Origin of the sequence: Anaerococcus faecalis, from assembly GCF_013371425.1 — a bacterium.
In the GTDB taxonomy this organism is placed as follows: domain Bacteria; phylum Bacillota; class Clostridia; order Tissierellales; family Peptoniphilaceae; genus Anaerococcus; species Anaerococcus porci.
This window is the reverse complement of record NZ_JABVBA010000009.1, coordinates 88,104-106,461: the sequence shown is the minus strand read 5'-3', so window position 1 is coordinate 106,461 and position 18,358 is coordinate 88,104. Positions and strand designations below refer to the sequence as shown.

General features: G+C 33.0%; 14 protein-coding genes, 19 tRNA genes, 1 rRNA gene, 1 riboswitch and 1 other annotated feature. Of the genes, 30 read left to right on the top strand and 4 right to left on the bottom strand.

The features are described 5' to 3' along the window. Window positions 1–7 precede the first annotated feature (7 nt). From rrf to HV819_RS09065, 26 genes are all read left to right on the top strand, one after another. Window positions 8–124, top strand: a 5S ribosomal RNA gene (gene rrf, locus HV819_RS09190). Between the two features lie 94 nt (window positions 125–218). Next, window positions 219–293: transfer RNA gene (locus HV819_RS09185), tRNA-Asn, on the top strand. Between the two features lie 57 nt (window positions 294–350). Next, a tRNA-Leu gene (locus tag HV819_RS09180) sits at window positions 351–439 on the top strand. Window positions 440–443: 4 nt separating this feature from the next. Continuing rightward, window positions 444–520, top strand: a tRNA-Met gene (locus tag HV819_RS09175). Between the two features lie 23 nt (window positions 521–543). Further along, a tRNA-Glu gene (locus HV819_RS09170) sits at window positions 544–618 on the top strand. 64 nt (window positions 619–682) lie between these two features. After that, window positions 683–758: transfer RNA gene (locus HV819_RS09165), tRNA-Val, on the top strand. Between the two features lie 66 nt (window positions 759–824). Then, window positions 825–901 (top strand) — tRNA-Asp (locus tag HV819_RS09160). Between the two features lie 66 nt (window positions 902–967). Next, window positions 968–1,043, top strand: a tRNA-Thr gene (locus HV819_RS09155). 75 nt (window positions 1,044–1,118) lie between these two features. After that, window positions 1,119–1,204: transfer RNA gene (locus tag HV819_RS09150), tRNA-Tyr, on the top strand. 4 nt (window positions 1,205–1,208) lie between these two features. After that, a tRNA-Gly gene (locus HV819_RS09145) sits at window positions 1,209–1,282 on the top strand. Window positions 1,283–1,285: 3 nt separating this feature from the next. Then, window positions 1,286–1,362, top strand: a tRNA-Arg gene (locus HV819_RS09140). 5 nt (window positions 1,363–1,367) lie between these two features. Continuing rightward, window positions 1,368–1,443: transfer RNA gene (locus tag HV819_RS09135), tRNA-Gln, on the top strand. Between the two features lie 3 nt (window positions 1,444–1,446). After that, window positions 1,447–1,522: transfer RNA gene (locus HV819_RS09130), tRNA-Lys, on the top strand. A gap of 95 nt (window positions 1,523–1,617) precedes the next feature. Then, a tRNA-Lys gene (locus HV819_RS09125) sits at window positions 1,618–1,693 on the top strand. Between the two features lie 6 nt (window positions 1,694–1,699). Further along, window positions 1,700–1,790, top strand: a tRNA-Ser gene (locus HV819_RS09120). Between the two features lie 25 nt (window positions 1,791–1,815). After that, window positions 1,816–1,909: transfer RNA gene (locus HV819_RS09115), tRNA-Ser, on the top strand. Window positions 1,910–1,912: 3 nt separating this feature from the next. Then, window positions 1,913–1,988, top strand: a tRNA-Phe gene (locus HV819_RS09110). A gap of 63 nt (window positions 1,989–2,051) precedes the next feature. After that, a tRNA-Trp gene (locus tag HV819_RS09105) sits at window positions 2,052–2,127 on the top strand. Between the two features lie 16 nt (window positions 2,128–2,143). Next, window positions 2,144–2,220 (top strand) — tRNA-Ile (locus tag HV819_RS09100). A 24-nt stretch (window positions 2,221–2,244) separates the two neighbouring features. Next, a tRNA-Ile gene (locus HV819_RS09095) sits at window positions 2,245–2,321 on the top strand. A gap of 430 nt (window positions 2,322–2,751) precedes the next feature. Beyond that, window positions 2,752–4,065, top strand: a complete 1,314-nt coding sequence (locus HV819_RS09090) for an alanine/glycine:cation symporter family protein (protein ID WP_154540831.1) — start codon at window positions 2,752–2,754, stop codon at window positions 4,063–4,065. Between the two features lie 212 nt (window positions 4,066–4,277). Continuing rightward, window positions 4,278–4,565, top strand: coding sequence for a hypothetical protein (locus HV819_RS09085; protein WP_176270033.1), 288 nt, complete (start codon window positions 4,278–4,280; stop codon window positions 4,563–4,565). 9 nt (window positions 4,566–4,574) lie between these two features. After that, a complete protein-coding gene (locus HV819_RS09080; RefSeq protein ID WP_154540835.1) occupies window positions 4,575–5,198 on the top strand; it encodes a hypothetical protein in 624 nt (207 codons plus the stop codon). Between the two features lie 81 nt (window positions 5,199–5,279). Beyond that, window positions 5,280–6,182 (top strand): helix-turn-helix domain-containing protein, encoded by a 903-nt coding sequence (locus HV819_RS09075; protein WP_154540837.1) that lies wholly within the window; start codon window positions 5,280–5,282, stop codon window positions 6,180–6,182. Between the two features lie 187 nt (window positions 6,183–6,369). Continuing rightward, window positions 6,370–7,737: a Trk system potassium transporter TrkA gene (gene trkA / locus HV819_RS09070; RefSeq protein ID WP_154540839.1), complete on the top strand. Its 1,368-nt coding sequence runs from the start codon at window positions 6,370–6,372 to the stop codon at window positions 7,735–7,737. Between the two features lie 2 nt (window positions 7,738–7,739). After that, complete coding sequence (locus HV819_RS09065; RefSeq protein WP_154540841.1) at window positions 7,740–9,200, top strand: TrkH family potassium uptake protein; 1,461 nt, start codon at window positions 7,740–7,742, stop codon at window positions 9,198–9,200. Between the two features lie 165 nt (window positions 9,201–9,365). Here HV819_RS09065 and ilvD read toward each other — a convergent pair whose 3' ends face one another. Genes ilvD through ilvB form a run of 4 tightly spaced genes read right to left on the bottom strand, consistent with a single transcriptional unit; the run spans window position 9,366 to window position 14,195 of the window. Then, entirely contained in the window at window positions 9,366–11,030 is a 1,665-nt protein-coding gene (gene ilvD / locus HV819_RS09060; RefSeq protein ID WP_176270032.1) for a dihydroxy-acid dehydratase, read from the bottom strand. Next, a complete protein-coding gene (gene ilvC, locus HV819_RS09055; protein WP_176270031.1) occupies window positions 11,030–12,034 on the bottom strand; it encodes a ketol-acid reductoisomerase in 1,005 nt (334 codons plus the stop codon). The genes ilvD and ilvC overlap by 1 nt, the downstream gene beginning before the upstream one ends. Window positions 12,035–12,050: 16 nt before the next feature. Then, on the bottom strand, window positions 12,051–12,530 hold the full coding sequence (gene ilvN / locus HV819_RS09050) for an acetolactate synthase small subunit (RefSeq protein ID WP_176270030.1): 480 nt from the start codon (window positions 12,528–12,530) through the stop codon (window positions 12,051–12,053). Window positions 12,531–12,533: 3 nt separating this feature from the next. Continuing rightward, complete coding sequence (ilvB, locus tag HV819_RS09045) at window positions 12,534–14,195, bottom strand: biosynthetic-type acetolactate synthase large subunit (RefSeq protein ID WP_176270029.1); 1,662 nt, start codon at window positions 14,193–14,195, stop codon at window positions 12,534–12,536. A gap of 85 nt (window positions 14,196–14,280) precedes the next feature. Next, window positions 14,281–14,507, bottom strand: a binding site (T-box leader). A gap of 230 nt (window positions 14,508–14,737) precedes the next feature. After that, window positions 14,738–14,840: riboswitch (TPP riboswitch) on the top strand. A gap of 150 nt (window positions 14,841–14,990) precedes the next feature. Between ilvB and thiD the strand changes: the two genes are divergently transcribed. The 4 genes from thiD (at window position 14,991) to rplM (ending at window position 18,348) form a co-directional block, all read left to right on the top strand. Beyond that, window positions 14,991–15,803: a bifunctional hydroxymethylpyrimidine kinase/phosphomethylpyrimidine kinase gene (gene thiD, locus HV819_RS09040; RefSeq protein WP_176270028.1), complete on the top strand. Its 813-nt coding sequence runs from the start codon at window positions 14,991–14,993 to the stop codon at window positions 15,801–15,803. Beyond that, the gene (cytX, locus tag HV819_RS09035) at window positions 15,800–16,972 is read left to right on the top strand and encodes a putative hydroxymethylpyrimidine transporter CytX (protein WP_176270027.1); all 1,173 of its coding nucleotides are present in this window, start codon (window positions 15,800–15,802) and stop codon (window positions 16,970–16,972) included. The genes thiD and cytX overlap by 4 nt, the downstream gene beginning before the upstream one ends. A gap of 17 nt (window positions 16,973–16,989) precedes the next feature. Then, window positions 16,990–17,733, top strand: coding sequence for a sirohydrochlorin cobaltochelatase (locus HV819_RS09030; protein ID WP_154540853.1), 744 nt, complete (start codon window positions 16,990–16,992; stop codon window positions 17,731–17,733). A 174-nt stretch (window positions 17,734–17,907) separates the two neighbouring features. Beyond that, window positions 17,908–18,348 (top strand): 50S ribosomal protein L13, encoded by a 441-nt coding sequence (gene rplM, locus HV819_RS09025; RefSeq protein WP_154540855.1) that lies wholly within the window; start codon window positions 17,908–17,910, stop codon window positions 18,346–18,348. Window positions 18,349–18,358 lie beyond the last annotated feature (10 nt).

Below are 18,358 nucleotides of genomic sequence, written 5' to 3'. Positions count from 1 at the left end.
AAGAAAATATGGTGACAAAAGCAGAAGGGATACACCTGTATCCATACCGAACACAGAAGTTAAGCCTTCTAACGCCGATGGTACTCGGAGGGAGACCTCCCGGGAGATTAGGAAGTTGCCAAACTTAGAAGTTTTTGTGAAGAATAATTCTTCACAAAAACCCATAAGATAATTTGACAAAAGTCAATACATATTTTATAATTATATATATTGCATGTGCTTAGGTAGCTCAATGGTGGAGCACCCGGCTGTTAACCGGTAGGTTGTGGGTTCGAGCCCCACCCTGAGCGCCATTTAAAACCCGTCCGGTTCCTGAAGGATTCGTGCGGAGCACTCGCTTAGCGAGATAAGCCGGGGTGGCGGAACTGGCAGACGCACAGGACTTAAAATCCTGCGGTGGTCAAACACCGTATCGGTTCGATTCCGATTCTCGGCACCAATATCGCGGGATGGAGCAGCTTGGTGGCTCGTCGGGCTCATAACCCGGAGGTCGTAGGTTCAAATCCTACTCCCGCAACCAATTAATTACTCTAAATATAATAAGGCCCTATGGTCAAGCGGTTAAGACACCACCCTTTCACGGTGGTATCCCGGGTTCGAATCCCGGTAGGGTCACCATTTTTAAATTTATCAATTCTAGTTTATTAATTAAAATCATGTATTAGATTTTTGATAATTTTTTGGAAGTATAGCTCAGTTGGGAGAGCATCTGCCTTACAAGCAGGGGGTCACAGGTTCGAGCCCTGTTACTTCCACCATTAAACAAGCCGTCCGGTTCTGAGAAGATTCGAGCGGAGTACAAATTTAGCAAAACTAGATTTTCTGGCTTAGTAGTTCAGCTGGTTAGAATGCCGCCCTGTCACGGCGGAGGTCGTGGGTTCGAGTCCCATCTAAGTCGCCAAAAGTCCTTTAAGCATTTATTGCTACAAAAGGATAAAGCCTTTGGATTTCAAAAGAGATCCAATGTGCTGATGTAGCTCAATTGGTAGAGCAATTGATTTGTAATCAATAGGTTGTAGGTTCAAGTCCTATCATCAGCTCCAATTTTATTGTGATTCAATAAAATAAAAAATGGTGTAAACCATTATATTTACTTATTTTTAAGAAATACAAATTTTGGGGAAGTTCCAGAGTTGGCCAAATGGGACGGACTGTAAATCCGTTAGCTTTGCTTTCAGTGGTTCGAATCCGCTCTTCCCCACCAATTTGCGGGTGTAGCTCAGTGGTAGAGCCCCAGCCTTCCAAGCTGGTTGCGAGGGTCCGATTCCCTTCACCCGCTCCATATGCGCCTGTAGCTCAGTTGGATAGAGCAACGGACTTCTAATCCGTGTGTCGGAGGTTCGAATCCTCCCAGGCGCGCCACATGTTGGGATATAGCCAAGTCGGTAAGGCACCAGACTTTGACTCTGGTATGCGTAGGTTCGAGTCCTGCTATCCCAGCCATATGATCCATTAGCTCAGTCGGTAGAGCACTTGACTTTTAATCAAGGTGTCCGGAGTTCGAATCTCCGATGGGTCACCATTAACATTTTTTATAATATGTAATTAGTTTAGTGGTTATACTGGCAAAGCTAAATAGGCGATAAAGGCAATCTTTAGCCACTGTATTTCTAGATTGATCCATTAGCTCAGTCGGTAGAGCACTTGACTTTTAATCAAGGTGTCCGGAGTTCGAATCTCCGATGGGTCACCAAAATATGGAGAGGTACCGAAGCGGTCATAACGGGGCGGTCTTGAAAACCGTTAGAGTCTTACGGCTCACAAGGGTTCGAATCCCTTCCTCTCCGCCAATATTTTAAGCCTTAATTGGCTTTTGGAGAAGTACTCAAGTGGCTGAAGAGGCTCCCCTGCTAAGGGAGTAGATCCTTTCAAAAGGGATGCGAGGGTTCAAATCCCTCCTTCTCCGCCATATGCCCAGATAGCTCAGTCGGTAGAGCAGGGGACTGAAAATCCCCGTGTCGGTGGTTCGATTCCGCCTCTGGGCACCAAACAAGCCTACTCGGCTTCTGGAAAACTCTTTATGTAATCTTAAGGATAATGGGAGTTTAAGTAGGGGTTTAGTTCAGTTGGTAGAACGTCGGTCTCCAAAACCGGATGTCACGGGTTCAAGTCCTGTAACCCCTGCCATTTTATATTTTAATATGGACCTGTAGCTCAGCAGGTTAGAGCGCACGCCTGATAAGCGTGAGGTCGGTAGTTCGAGTCTACTCAGGTCCACCATAAATGAATCTTATAGATTTATTTGGGCCTCTAGCTCAGTCGGTTAGAGCGCCCGGCTCATAACCGGTAGGTCCAGGGTTCGAGTCCCTGGAGGCCCACCATACTAACATCAATCATTTTTGATTGGTGTTTTTTATATGTAATAATTCAAATTCTACAATAGTTTTGAATATATAAGTATTTAAAATCAGTACTTTGCAACTTAATGAAATATTTTATATTTTTTATAATGGCAAATATATAAAATTTGCAATGAATAATTTCTCTTAGATGAAAAGATTAGAAATTTTACTAAAAATCATGATATAGATTTTAGGAAAATAAGATTTAGATGAATAACTGAATCAATATAAATTTTATATTAGCTTATTATCTTTTGCTAATATATTTTATCTTTGTAATTTTAAAAATATTACTAATATTTAACATTATTTAAGTTATTTTTAATTTTAAACGTTAATAATTAAATTAATTTAACATGACATACTATTTATGATAAAATTTAAACATATTTAATATTAGGAGAAAATAATGGAAAACTTAAATAATATTGTTGGAATTTTAAATTCCTTTGTAAGAGATTGGATTTTGGTTTTATTTCTATCTTCTATAGGAATTTACTTCACTTTCAAAACAAGATTTGTTCAATTTAGAAAATTTAAGACAGCTTTTATCGAAGCTTTTGGTGGAATGTTTCGACAAAATGATGAAGGAATTTCACCTGTTAAGGCCCTTTCGGTTGCTATAGCAGGTCAGGTTGGGACAGGAAATATAGCAGGTGTTGCAACTTGCATTGTAACAGGAGGGCCGGGGTCTATATTTTGGATGTGGGTAATGTCTATTTTTGGTATGGCTACGATTTATGCTGAAAGTGTCCTATCCCAAAAGTTTAATGAAAAACTTCCAGATGGAAGCTTAATTGGTGGTCCTTCATATTACATAATGAAAGGTATAAAAAATAAGAGATTGGCTAAGTTACTATCAAGGTCTTTTTCAATTTTATTAATAATAGCCTTAGGATTTTTTGGAAATATGACACAAGCAAATTCTATAGCTTCATCTATCCATGCTATAAATAATAATATCCCTTTGATTTTAATTGGGATTCTTATAGCCATAGTCTCTTTTGTTGTCCTTATAGGTGGAATTAATAGAATATCAAATTTTGCCCAACTTTTAGTTCCTTTTATGGCTATTTTGTATATAGTATTTTCTATCATAATACTCTTTAAGTATAAGGAAAATATCCTGCCTTCATTTAAGCTTATTTTCACCTCAGCTTTTGGATATAAACAAGCTTTGGGTGGACTTATGGGAATTTCTATGAAAAAGGCAATCTCTATTGGGGTTGCTAGGGGACTTTTTTCAAATGAAGCTGGTATGGGAACTACAGCCCATGCTCATGGATCTGCCAATGCAAAAAACGCTTATAGTCAAGGTTATATCGCTATGTTTGGTGTTTTTGTTGATACTATAATAATCTGTTCAGCAACTGCTTTAATAATATTAGTTACAGGAGTATATAAAGAAGATTTAAATGGAGCTGTCCTTACTCAAAGGGCTTTTGAATTGAGTTTTGGACCCTTTGGAAAGGTAATGCTTGCCATAGCACTTACATTTTTTGCCTTTACAACAATTGTAGCTTGGTATTATTTCGCAGAGAGTAACTATAAATTTTTATTTGGTGAAAAAAACATCAATATATTTAGGGCTATATTCATATCCTTTATAATTACAGGTTCTTTTCTTAAAATTAACCTTGTATGGAATTTATCAGACCTTTTTAACTCCCTTATGGTAATACCAAATATTATAGCCTTATTCCTATTAAGGGATAGGGTATAAGAATTCATTTTTTTTACTTTAATAATAACTTAAATAATTTTATCAAATTTTTCTAATATTAATGCTAAGTTTATAATATTCTATAAATCTACTTAGTAAATATTATAAACTTAGAAAAAACATACACAAATGATAGTTGTATGAAAATGAATTGTGTTATAAACTAAACATAAGATAGTTAGGTTATTCTATGGAAGCTTAAGGAGGATAAGATGGATAAGAAAAATACTAATTTATCAAAATACTTTTCTTACTTGCCGCTAGCTGGTTCTATAGTTGCTGTACTTATTAGCGTTTTATTTTATGTATTGATGGGAAAAAAATTTCAAACCGAATATTTAATAAAACCTATAATCTACTTTGCTATATTTACAGTAATTGGTTTGTTTGGGACAAAGTATTTAGAAGATGAAATACTGGTTAAAAATAAAAATCTTATTATTATACTCATAATAGTATTTTTGATAATTCAAGTATTAGCTTACTTAAAAAGTATATAGGAGAACAATATGTTAAAAAAAGTGATAGCAGTTTCAATTTCAATATTAATGATCTTAAGTGGTATTAGACCTTCATTAGCTAGTGAAGAGAGTAAAACTTTTGATGAAATAGTTGAATCTACATTAAAAGATAATAATTTAGATTATAAATCAGAAAAGTACGATTTGAGTAATGATGATTGGGAAATAATAAATAAAGAGTTATCTTATAGTGGATACCTTAATAAAATAGATAAGAATAACTACAAAGAATTTAATAATTCAAAATTAGTACCAGTAAAAGTTGAATCTAAAGAATATGATAAGGCTATCATATTACCAATTTACTATGAAAATAACAATTCTAAATTATTTACACAAGTAGTATATATTCCTGATCAAAAAATCGTTTTATCAGTAGCTTCTGCTGAGCTAGATGAAAATGAAGAACTAAATGAATTTTTTGCATATAATAATATATCTTATTTCAGAGAAATAAGATATTCTCTTCCAAAATTTGTATGTGATTTGGGAGGAGCCGTAGCATGTGCAACCTTCTGTGGAGGAGTAGGAGCGGCGTTTCCAGTATTCGGTGTAGCATGTTCAATAATATGTGGACCTGCATTTGGATATGCTTGTGATGGTGTAGAATAATACACTATTTTAAGCTTCCATATTTTAATAATTAGAGCTGTTATATTTATAGCAGTTCTTTTTTAATACAAGGAGATTATCATGAACGATTATAGTTTTATAGGTAAAGAAATTAAAAATATTAGAAAATATCAAAATATGACTCAAAAAGAATTAGCAGATAGTTCAAATATTAGTGAACAAACTTTAAGAAGATGTGAGCAAGGTAAAATAGATACTAAATTAACTACCCTAGCAAATATACTAGATGCCTTAAATATCAGTGTTAGAAAATTGTTTTTAGATACAAATGGCTCCAAATTGCATGAAATAAATAATCTTTTTATTGAATTAAACTATAATTTAAATTGTAACTATTTAAAAAAAGTATCAGATATCTATGAAAATGTGAAATCTATTGACCTTGATAAGTTTGCACCTTATATACAAGTAGAGATTAATGCTAATTTAAAATTTTATGAAGCCTTATTTTTAGAGTTGTGTGAAAAAGAATATAAACTTGCTTTAGTTAAATATGAAGAATCTATTGAAATATATATTAAGAATTACGATATAAATAAGTTTGAAAGTTTTAATTATAATCAAAGATCACTGCATGTTCTAATTAAGATAGCAGATTTAATGACAAAAATGAATTATAATATTAACAAATCTAATGAGATTTTATGTTTTGTATATGATATTTTAGGAGATGATTCTGTTACATCAAATTATTTAATGTATATTTTAGCTATTAATAATTACATGAGTAAAAATTATGAAAAATCCTTAGAATATACAATAAAGGGAATTGATAATTCTAAAAGATTGTTTGATATGAAATATTTAGATCTTTTGTTTCATATATTATCTAAAATATATTATAAGATTGATAAATATGGTTTAGCCAAACATTATGAAGAAAAAGCAGATATACTATCTAAGGTGATTTGTGATTCAAGAGATAGGTTAGATTACTTAGACAAACATCTGGAAAGTAATTAAATTTTTAAAAAAAGACAATCATATACTAAAATAGTTTTTTTGAAAAAGTTTTTTAAAGTAACTTATTATATTTAAAAAATATTTTGCCCAACCTGTATCATATATCTGATCAGACTTTATTACTTTGATTTTTACTTAAGATATTATACAATAAGAACATATAAAGATAGTATCTTTAGGAGGGATTATGAATATTATTATTGTGGGTGCTGGTAAGGTAGGTTCTTACCTTACAAGTCAATTATCTGATGAAGGACACAATATTTTAGTTATAGATAAAGATCAAGATGTACTAGAAAGACTTCTTTCTCAAAATGATGTTATGGGAATTCTGGGAGATTGTAGAGACCTTGATGTATTAGATGAGGCTAATGTCGATAAATGTGATGTCTTTATAGCTATGACATTTGATGATGATGTAAACCTTATATCATCAATTATGGCTAAGAGAAAAGGAGCAAGGTCTACTATTGTAAGACTCCGTGATCCAAGATATATAAAAGATCAAGAATTTATGAGAAAGGCAATGGAAGTTGATAGGTTAGTAAATCCTGAGTTTTTTGCAGCAAAAGAGATTCAAAGAACCTTAAAATATACCTATGCGGTAAATGTCGAAAATTTCCTTAATTCAAAAGTCATACTTATAGAGCTTGAATTAGATAGAAATTCCAAACTTATCAATAAGTCTTTAATGGACTTGAATAAAGAAGGACTTTTGGGAAATATTATAATAGCTATTGGGGAAAAAGATGATCAAGTTGTTATACCAAATGGTAGCCATATATTAGAGGTTGGAGAGAAAATCTATGTAGCAGGTCCTAGGGAGGATATAGATAAGTTTTATAAAAGTCAAGTTGACTCTAAAAAAAATATAAAGGATGTTCTAATAATAGGTGGAGGCTCTATTGCCATTTATCTTACAAAACTTCTACTAAAGAGAAACTTTGCTGTAACAGTTCTTGAAAATAATAAGAAAAAGGCTATTGAATTTTCTGAGTCTGTTCCTGATTGCGATGTTATAAATGCAGATGGAACAGATCCAGAAATCCTAGATGAGGTAGGGGTTGAAAACTATGATGCAGTGGTTTCTCTTACAGGCATTGATGAGGAGAATATTCTTATCTCCTTACTTGCCAAAAAATGTGGTATAGAAAAAACTATAGCTAAGGTTAATAGAACCCAACTATTGAGGATAACTGGGATACTCGATGTAGATACTACAGTAACACCTAAAAAATCTGCTTCTTTTTATGTATCAAGACTCCTAAGAAGTAAGGAAAATTCAAGGGGAGAGTCTATATCAAACCTTTATAGGCTATCTGATGATAGGGTTGAAGCAATTGATTTTACAGTTATAGAAAATTCTAAGCTAACAGGTATTAGACTTAAAGATTTAAACCTTAAGTCTAATACCCTCATAGTATGCATATCTAGAAAAGATTTGGGTGGAAAAATCGAGGTTGCAAATGGAGAATCTGTAATAAAACTTGGTGATAGAGTTATGGTTATAACCAAGCACAAGGACTTTACAGAAATAGACGATATATTGGAGTAATTATGAACTTAAAAATTGTCAAATATTCTATAGGAAAGCTTCTTTTGGTTTTGGCAGGCTTGTTGGTATTCCCATTAATAGTTTCTTTTATTTATAAAGAATCAATAGCTGATAAGATAAATTTTATACTACCAATTATAATATCTATAATACTAGGTATGTTACTATCAAAACTTGGAGATAATAAAAGTCACATCTATACAAAAGAGGCTATGTTTATAACAGCATCAACTTGGCTTATATTTTCACTTATAGGGGCAATTCCCTTATTTCTTACAAAGTCAAATTACCCATCATATATAGATGCATTTTTTGAAATGGTATCAGGTTTTACAACATCAGGAGCATCGGTTGCCTTTAATGTAGAAGATTTACCTCATTCTATAATATTTTGGAGGTCATTTTCTCACTTTATAGGGGGTATGGGTATACTTGTATTTACCATAGCAATTCTTCCAAATTCCAACAAGGAATCATCTCTACTAATGAAAAGTGAGGTTCCCGGTCCAAGCTTTGGAAAGATTACACCAAGACTTTCAGACACAGCAAGAAACCTCTACCTTATGTATATAATCTTAACCATACTTACTATTATCTTACTTATGTTGGGAAGAATGAATCTTTTTGACTCTATTGTTCACGCTTTTGGGACAGCTGGGACTGGTGGATTTTCGAGTAAGGGTATATCAATAGGAGCCTATAATTCTAGATATATAGAATTTATTTTAGGAATTATGATGGCAGTATTTGGTGTAAACTTCAATATTTATTTTTATGCCATAACAAAAAACCTAAGAGTTGCTATTGATAGTGAGGAATTAAAATGGTATGTAGGTATAATCCTAATATCAAGTGTGCTTGTATTTATAAATATCCTATCTATGTACAAGGATGTAATATATTCTTTGGTAAATTCATTTTTCTCAGTTTCATCTATAATAACCACAACAGGTTATGTATCAGCAGACTTTGGAAAATGGCCACTTTTTTCTAAGTCTATTTTAATTCTTCTAATGTTTATAGGAGGATGTGCAGGTTCAACTGCAGGTGGACTTAAGGTATCTAGATTTGTTATCCTAATAAAAGGTGGTATAAACCAAATAAGAGAAGCAATGAATCCTAAGAAAATAACCATAAATAGACTTGATGGAAAGAGAGTTGATGAAAAGACTGAAAAATCAGTATCAAAGTATTTAGTTATATATATTTTAATTTTTATAATTTTTTTTATGATTGTGTCTATAGATATGAATGACTTTGAAACGGCCTTTGCAGCAGTTGCTACAACTTTTAATAACGTAGGTCCAGGTCTTGGAGCTTTTGGGCCAATTGAAACATTTGCACAAATGTCACAACTTTCAAAATTTGTCTTAACCTTAGCTATGCTTTTGGGAAGACTTGAAATATTCCCAGTGCTTTTACTTTTATATCCATCTACTTACAGGTATTTGAAGGATAAATAAGAAAATAAACCCACAATAAGGAAATTTTCGCTTAATGTGGGTTTTATTGGTATAGATTAGATGATTTTTATAAGGCAAAATTCATTTATACATTAGTCGTAGATTTAATTTATTATTTTAAATAAAAATTTAAAATGGACTTAATAAAGGAAAAATTTGATAAAATTATTTTAAAATAGCTCCCTTATCTGAGCTTGTTACAAGTCTTCTATACCTATTTAACCAACCATTTACTTTGTTTATTTCAAGAGGTATGAATTTATCAATTCTTTCTTTAAATTCTTCATCACTTATTTTTAAATTTATAGAATAAGATGGTATATCTATCTCTATAATATCACCATCTTCTATAATGCCTATAGGTCCACCTAGTGCTGCTTCTGGTGATACATGACCTATGGAGGCACCTCTAGATGCTCCAGAGAATCTTCCGTCAGTTATAAGCGCGACACTTTTATCAAGTCCCATTCCAGCAAGGGCAGATGTAGGGTTAAGCATCTCTCTCATACCAGGGCCACCTTTTGGACCTTCATACCTTATAATAACAATATCTCCAGGCTTTATTTGAGAGTTATAAATTGCTTTTATGGCATCATCTTCTGAATTATATACTCTTGCAGGACCAGTGTGTTTGAGCATAGACTCATCTACAGCAGATCTTTTAACAACTGCACCCTTAGTGGCTATATTTCCAAAAAGAATTGCAAGTCCTCCAACTTTAGAGTACGGGTTTTCAATATCTCTTATAACTTCATTATTTTTATTTTCAATATTTTTGATATTTTCTCCTACACTTTTCCCACTTACAGTAATAAGACTTAAATCGATTAATCCTTTTTTAGAGATCTCTTTTTCAACAGCTCCTATTCCACCACTTAGATATAAGTCTTCCATGTGGTGAGGACCTGCTGGAGCAAGGTGGCAAAGATTAGGCACTTTCTCGCTTATTTTATTGAATATATCTAGGTCTATATCAAGTCCTCTTTCACTAGCTATGGCTAATAGATGAAGAACTGTGTTTGTAGAACAACCCAAAGCCATATCACATGCTATGGCATTTTTAACTGACTTTTCTGTTATTATATCATTTATCCTAATGTCATTTTTTAAAAGTTCCATTATTTGAAAGCCAGATTCTTTAGCAAGCCTATATCTTTCAGAATAAACAGCAGGAGTTGTTCCATTTCCAGGCAAGGCTAGACCTATGGCTTCTGATAGGCAGTTCATAGAATTTGCAGTATACATTCCAGCACAAGATCCACAAGTAGGGCATACTGACTTTTCAATCTCATAAAGTTGTTCATCATTTATTAGATTAGCCTTATTTGCTCCTACAGCTTCAAAAACTGATGATAGGGAAAGTTCCTTACCTTTATTTTTTCCACTTAGCATAGGACCACCACTTACAAGAATTGTAGGTAGGTTAAGCCTTAAAGCTCCCATTATCATGCCAGGAACAATCTTATCACAATTTGGAACAAGCACTAGAGCATCAAGTCCATGGGCTATTGCCATAGTTTCAACGCTATCCGCTATAATTTCCCTACTTGGAAGGGAATATTTCATACCTATATGACCCATTGCAATACCATCACAAACTCCAATTGAAGGAATAGTTATAGGTGTTCCTCCATTCATTAAAACTCCGGCTTTTACAGAGTCAGCTACCTTATCTAGGTACATATGACCTGGAACAATTTCACTATAGGCTGATATTATTCCAACCAAAGGTCTATTAAGCTGTTCTTTGCTATAGCCTAGGGCATAAAAAAGCGATCTATTTGGAGCTCTTTCGCTTCCCCTTAGTACTTTATCACTATTTAATTTCATTAGTTCTCCTTTTTATTAAGCCAAGTCATCATAGATCTCAGATCTTTTCCGACTTCTTCTAATTGATGTTCTTTTTTTCTTCTTCTAGTTGTAAGAAATTCTATCTTTCTTCCTGATGAGAATTCTTGCATGAATTGACTTGCAAAGGCACCTGACTGGATATCTTCTAGGATATTTTTCATAGCATCTCTTGTTTCTTTTCCTATTATTTTCTTGCCAGCATAGTAGTCACCATATTCTGCAGTATTTGAGATGGAGTTTCTCATATTTGAAAAACCACCTTCAACAATCATATCAACTATAAGTTTCATTTCGTGAATACATTCAAAGTATGCCATTTCTGCTTCATATCCTGCTTCAACCAAGGTTTCAAAACCTGCTGTCATAAGTTCACAGATACCACCACACAAAACTGCTTGTTCTCCAAAAAGGTCAGTTTCAGTTTCTTCTTTGAAAGTTGTTTCAAGAATACCTGCTCTACCTGCACCTATAGCAGAGGCATAGGCTAGGGCAAGATCCTTTGCCTTACCAGAATAATCTTTATAGACTGCTACAAGAGAAGGAACACCATTACCTTTAACAAATTGACTTCTTACAGTGTGACCTGGTCCTTTTGGAGCGACCATTGCCACATCAATACCTTCAGCAGGTTTTACTAGGCAGTAGTGGATATTAAATCCATGAGCATACATCAAAGTGTCACCTTTTTTCATGTAAGGGGCAACTTCACTGTTGTATATGTCTGCAGATACTTCATCTGGTACAAGCATCATTACCACATTTGCTTTTTGGCTAGCTTCACTTACTTCATAAACTCTAAGTCCAAAGCCTTCTGCTTTTTTCCAAGATTTTGAGTCCTTTCTAAGTCCTACAAGGACATCTATACCAGATTCTTTTAAGTTGAGGGCGTGGGCATGACCTTGTGAACCAAATCCTATTACAGCTACAGTTTTTTCCTTAAGTAGGTTTATATTACAATCCTTGTCATAGTATTTTTTTATCATTTTTTACTCCTTAAATTTAATATTTTTTTATCCCTGTTATTCCAGTTCTAGTTACATCTTCTATTTGGTATTTTGAAACTATTGCTAAAAAATCATTAACCTTATCCCTATCTCCAGTAAGCTCTAAATAGAGGTCTTCTTTAGAATAGTCAATTATATTTGCCTTATATAGATTTGTTAGGGCATTTAATTCCAAATAGTCTTTTTTATGTATCTTTAGCCTAACAATTAGCATTTCTCTTGAAATAAAGTTTTTATCATCCATTATCTCAAGATTTATTACATCTTCAAGCTTCTCAATTTGCTTTACAACCTGCCTTACAAGCTCTTCTTCTTCAGATATGGTCGCGATAATCCTTGTCTTGTTACCTTTACCATTTACAGCTGCATTTATGCTTTCTATATTGTATCCTCTTCTTGAAAAAATCGAAGAAATTCTCGTAAGTATACCAGCATTGTTTTCCACTAAAACATTTATAGTACTTAATTTTTTCACTTTTTACTCCATTATTACATCATCAACTGATCCGCCAGCTGGTATCATAGGAAGGACTAATTCATTTGTGTTAATCTTTACCTCTATGATAGATGGGCCATCTATTTTTATGGCCTTATCAAAGCAATCCTTAAATTCCTTTATAGTACAAGCACTAAATCCTTTTGCGCCCATGGCTTGGGCAAGAATCACATAGTTAAGTTTACTTTCAATATTGGTTTTTGAGAACCTATCCTTATAAAGAAGGTGTTGCCATTGCCTTACCATTCCTAGGGTATTGTTATTCATGACTACAGTTATGACCTTTATATTTTCATTGACTGCCGTTAAAACTTCATTAAAGTTCATATTAAAGGATCCATCACCTGTAATTAAAACTACAGGTCTGTTAGGATTGGCTAGTTTTGCTCCCATGGCGGCTCCATAACCAAATCCCATAGTTCCAAGTCCTCCACTCGTTAAAAATGATCTAGGCTTTGTTCTTCCACAATATTGGGCTGTCCACATTTGATGCTGACCAACATCTGTAACAAAGATTAAGTCATCACCCAAAGTGTTAGATATGTGTTTTATAACTTGATGTGGTTTTAATAATTCTTTTGAATCTTCTGCTTTAAAGTCTTTTTTTCTCAAATCATTTATCCTTGAAATCCAATCCTTTCTTTCTCTTTTTTCTACACAAGGTAAAAGTTTATTTAAAATTTCTTTTACATCTCCTACTAGACCAAAATCAACAAAGATATTCTTATCAATTTCTGACTTATCTATATCAATATGAATAATTTTAGCATCTTTGGCAAACTTCTTTGTATTTAGAGCGACTCTGTCAGAAAATCTTACTCCACAAGCTATTAAAAGGTCACATTCGTCTATAGCGTTATTTGTGGAATATTTTCCATGCATACCAACCATTCCAAGATTTAGTTCATCTTCATATCCTAAAACTCCTATACCCATGATAGTATTACAAGCTGGAATTTGAGACTTATGGATTAACTGTCTTAACTCTTTAAAGCTTTCTGACGAAGTGACTCCTCCTCCTGAATATATAATTGGTCTTTTTGCATTATTAATGTAGGATGCGATTTTTTTTATATCATTATCTGAAACTTCAAAATTTCTCTCTTTTCTAAAGATATCTTTTTTTACATATTCAATAAAATCTCCTGTAATATCACTAGGTATATCAACAAGAACTGGTCCCTTTCTTCCAGATTGGGCTATTAAAAAAGCTCTTTTTAGAGTATTTTGAAGATCTCTTATATCCCTTACTACGAAATTGTGCTTGGTAATGGGCATAGTTATACCCATTATGTCAATTTCTTGAAAAGAGTCTTTTCCAATAAGTTTTCTATTTGCGTTGCCTGTTATACAAACTAAGGGAATGGAATCCATAAAGGCAGTCGCAAGACCTGTCACAATATTGGTTGCACCAGGCCCAGATGTCGCAATAACTACTCCAGTTTTTCCGCTAGATCTTGCATATCCATCGGCTGCATGGACTGCACCTTGTTCATGACTTGTCCTTATAAGCCTGAGTTTATCTTCATAGTCGTAAAGTGCATCAAAGATTTGAATTACAGCCCCACCAGGATAGCCGAAGATAATATCAACTCCTTCGTCTATAAGTGTTTTTACAATTATTTCAGCACCCTTCACCTTCATTTAATCACCTCTTTTTAATTACTTAATTCTCATTATTCTTTAACATTTATAAAATTTTCAATAAAAAAAGTCCTTTGTCTTATTGACAAAGGACGAAATTATCGCGGTACCACCTTTTTTCTTATACAAAAATAAGCTCTCAAGCATCTAACAATGCCGGGTTTAGATAACGCCAACCATAGCGACAAATCTTACTTATTTTCAGACTTGCATAAGAAAAAGGATATTCAAATTATATCAACTATAAGCTCACACCAGCCGCTTACTCTCTTTAAATCTTTATAATCCTACTCGTTTTTTCTGATAATTTTTAAATTCAAATGTTAATACATATAATAATATCTATGTTTAAAAATGTCAAGTTTTTTTGTATATTTTTTTATAATTGAGTAAGTTTATACTTGGAAACATTGACATAATAATGTTTTATATAAAGAATGTAATTTTAATCTATTATAGCAATCTTATAATAGAAAGACAATTTTTTTTCTAAAAGACTATAAACTTTCAAAATTGACAAGAACTTCATTTTAATTTATTATAAAAGTGACAAAGGGAGTTCTAAAAAGATCTGAGAGGAAGATAAATCTTCGACCTTACCTGATCCAGGTAATGCTGGCGTAGGGAATATTTCATTTATTGAATTTATAAGGAAATGGCCTTTTGCTATTTCCTTTTTTATTTACCTTTTTTATTCTGAGTTTGTAACTTCCTTTGAGTATTTGTAACGATAGCGGTATATCGGGCAGACCACTTTATATCGCTTAAGAAAAGTGCTAAGAAAGGAAGTTTTTAATGAAAATAGCATTAACCATAGCGGGTAGTGACTCGTCGGCAGGCGCTGGTATCCAAGCGGATATTAAGACAATGACATTAAATGGAGTGTATGCAGAAAGTGCCATAACAGCCTTGACTGCTCAAAACACAACAGGAGTATATGATATATTAGAATCAAGTCCTGAATTTTTAAAAGCCCAACTTGATGCAATCTTCGATGATATATATCCAGATAGCGTAAAGATAGGCATGGTATCAAGCAAGGCTTTGATTGAGGTTATAGCAGATTGCCTAAAAGAAAGAAAGACCAAAAACATAGTTGTGGATCCTGTAATGGTTGCAACTAGTGGTTCAAAGCTTTTATTAGATGATTCAATTGAAACATTGATGCAAAAGCTCTTACCATTGGCAGATTTGCTTACACCCAATATTCCAGAAGCCGAGATTTTATCAGGTATAGAAATTAAGTCTATATATGATATGGAGGATGCGGCAAAAATTATCTCTGAAAAGTTTTCATGTAAAACCCTTATTAAGGGAGGGCATAAGCTAAATGATGCCAATGATTATTTATATAGTGAGGGAAAAGGTGTTTGGTTTAAGGGAGAAAGAATAGACAATCCCAATACCCACGGAACAGGTTGTACCCTATCATCTGCAATTGCAGCAAATCTTTCAAAGGGTTTTTCTATGGAGGAAGCTATAAAAATGGCTAAGGACTTTTTATCAGCTGCCTTAAAAGATGGTCTCAATCTGGGAAAAGGGTCTGGTCCTATGAACCATGCTTTTGATATAAAAGACAAGTATAAAAAGCTGGGAGAAAATAGATGAAAAAACAAGAAGTTTTAGAAGATAGCCTAATATGGTTTGGGGCTGCAGTATCAATTGCTGAAATTATCACGGGAACATATTTTTCTTCCTTAGGCTTTACTAAAGCTATGGCGGCTATTATTATTGGCCACATTTTTGGCTGTTTTTTGCTTTATCTGGCTGCAATAATTGGAGCAAGATTAAATATGTCTGCTATGGAGAGTGTGAAATACTCTTTTGGAAGTAAGGGTTTTGCTATATTTGCAATAATAAATATAATCCAGCTTGTAGCATGGACTGGAATTATGATCTATGATGGAGCTATAGCAGCTGGAAATATTTTTAATATAGGAAATTGGATATGGTCTTTAGTAATAGGGTTTTTAATTATCTTTTGGATATTCATAGGTATTAAAAATCTTGGACCTGTAAATAAGATATCTATGACACTTTTATTTGTTCTAAGTCTTGTACTTGCCTTTGTAATCTTTAAAAATAGAGGCGCAAGTCTTGGTATAAGTGGAGATGAACTATCATTTGGAAATGGGGTCGAGCTTTCTATAGCTATGCCTCTATCATGGATTCCACTTATAGCAGACTACTCCAAAGACTATGACAATTATAAAAAATCATCATTAGCCTCAGTCCTCGCCTATGGTATAGTTTCATTTTTTATGTATACTATAGGACTTTCTGCATCACTTTTTGCAGGAACAAATGATATTGGAGAGATTATGTTAAAATCAGGTATGGGAGTTTTGAGACTTTTAATAATTGTCCTATCAACAGTAACTACAACCTTCCTTGATGCCTACTCAGCAGGAGTTTCTGCAAACTCCTTAAATAAAAATATAGATATTAAAAAATGTGGTATCCTTGTTACAATTATAGGAACTATTGGAGCAATTATCTTTCCAATGGATGATATTACTGATTTTCTATATTTTATAGGCTCAGTTTTTGCACCTATGATTGCAATTTTAATTGCGGACTTTTTTATAATAAAAATCGATAGGACAGGTGAGGACTTTTATCTTAAAAATATTATAATTTGGATAATAGGATTTATAATCTATAGGATACTTTTAAATACTGATGTTATAATAGGAGCAACTTTCTTAAGTATTCTTATAACTATAGCTCTTACACTAATCGTTGAAAAAATAACAAAGAGGAGTAAAATCAAGTAAAAGAAAAGAGATATTTTATGGATTTTGCAACGATTATAGTTAATCATGGAACATCAAGATTAAATCTTCAATATGAGCTTATCGAAAGGGTTAGTAGGAAAATAAAGAAAACTTATCCAAAAAGCTATATAGGGGCTTATCTTGCGGGAAATAGTATAAGAAAAAAGATAAAAGATAAAGACTTAAAAATAGAGTTAGAAGATATCTTAAAAAATTTAAGGGAAAAAAATATTAGAGAAGTTAAGTTTTTGATGCTTTATGTGGTAAGGGGTATAGAGTATGAAAAGCTAATAAAGCTTGCCCACAGCCTAAATAAAGATGAATTTTTCACCTTTACCTTCACTAAGGCCCTGCTTGAAGAAGACTTCTGTGATAAAAAAATCTTAAAATTAATTGAAGAAATTAGTGAGAACAAGGAAAGCTTAATAATAGCTCATGGAAGTCCAAAAAAAGATTTGAATCAATTTGAAAACTTCAAAAAAAAGATTGATAATCAGTCTGATAAGCTCTATTTTTCAACTTTTGAAGACAATAATAAGGATTATTTAATAAGTGAGTTTAAGAAAAAGGATATAAAAAAGATAAGGATAATACCTTTCTTAATCCTTGCTGGAAACCATGTTTATAGAGATATAGAAAGTGAAGACAAAGCTTCCTATAAAAGTATTCTAAAAGAAAATGCAATCTCTGTAGAAATAATTAAAAAGGGACTCATAGAGTATGATGAAATACTTAATATAATTGTAGAAAAACTTTCTTAAATCATTGACAAAGCTGGGAATTTAGTGTATCATAAGTGGGTATGAAAAAGTTTCACTTAACTTTTGACATAATCGCATATCCTGGAGGCGATTTATAAATGCCAGGACGAGTAAAACCGCCACCTATCCGAGCGGTATCAAAGTAGATAGGCAAAATATTTAAGGAGGAACTTGATGAAAAATCAAAAGACATATGTACCTACAAAGTCAACAATCGAACCAAAATGGTATGTAGTTGATGCTACAGATATGGTACTAGGTAGACTTGCAACACAAGTTGCATCTATAATTAGAGGAAAACACAAACCAACATTTACTCCAAATACTGACACAGGTGATTATGTGATAGTTGTAAATGCTGAAAAAGTCATTCTTACTGGAAACAAACAATACCAAAAAGAATATAAGAGATATTCTGGCTATGCAGGTGGACTTAAGACTACAAAATACCTTGATATGATGGACAAACATCCAGAAAGGATTGTAGAACATGCTGTGTTGGGTATGCTTCCACATAACAAATTAGGTAGACAAATGGCCAAAAAACTTAGGGTTTTTGTAGGTAGTGAACATACACACCAAGCTCAAAACCCAGAAGTATTGGATTTAAAGTAAGGGGGATTTA

Excerpts from the sequence above, each read along its gene's own strand:
- HV819_RS09090 (WP_154540831.1), top strand. The coding sequence starts at position 2,752 with ATGGAAAACTTAAATAATATTGTTGGAATTTTAAATTCCTTTGTAAGA.
- HV819_RS09085 (WP_176270033.1), top strand. The coding sequence starts at position 4,278 with ATGGATAAGAAAAATACTAATTTATCAAAATACTTTTCTTACTTGCCG.
- HV819_RS09080 (WP_154540835.1), top strand. The coding sequence starts at position 4,575 with ATGTTAAAAAAAGTGATAGCAGTTTCAATTTCAATATTAATGATCTTA.
- HV819_RS09075 (WP_154540837.1), top strand. The coding sequence starts at position 5,280 with ATGAACGATTATAGTTTTATAGGTAAAGAAATTAAAAATATTAGAAAA.
- trkA (WP_154540839.1), top strand. The coding sequence starts at position 6,370 with ATGAATATTATTATTGTGGGTGCTGGTAAGGTAGGTTCTTACCTTACA.
- HV819_RS09065 (WP_154540841.1), top strand. The coding sequence starts at position 7,740 with ATGAACTTAAAAATTGTCAAATATTCTATAGGAAAGCTTCTTTTGGTT.
- ilvD (WP_176270032.1), bottom strand. The coding sequence starts at position 11,030 with ATGAAATTAAATAGTGATAAAGTACTAAGGGGAAGCGAAAGAGCTCCA.
- ilvC (WP_176270031.1), bottom strand. The coding sequence starts at position 12,034 with ATGATAAAAAAATACTATGACAAGGATTGTAATATAAACCTACTTAAG.
- ilvB (WP_176270029.1), bottom strand. The coding sequence starts at position 14,195 with ATGAAGGTGAAGGGTGCTGAAATAATTGTAAAAACACTTATAGACGAA.
- thiD (WP_176270028.1), top strand. The coding sequence starts at position 14,991 with ATGAAAATAGCATTAACCATAGCGGGTAGTGACTCGTCGGCAGGCGCT.
- cytX (WP_176270027.1), top strand. The coding sequence starts at position 15,800 with ATGAAAAAACAAGAAGTTTTAGAAGATAGCCTAATATGGTTTGGGGCT.
- HV819_RS09030 (WP_154540853.1), top strand. The coding sequence starts at position 16,990 with ATGGATTTTGCAACGATTATAGTTAATCATGGAACATCAAGATTAAAT.
- rplM (WP_154540855.1), top strand. The coding sequence starts at position 17,908 with ATGAAAAATCAAAAGACATATGTACCTACAAAGTCAACAATCGAACCA.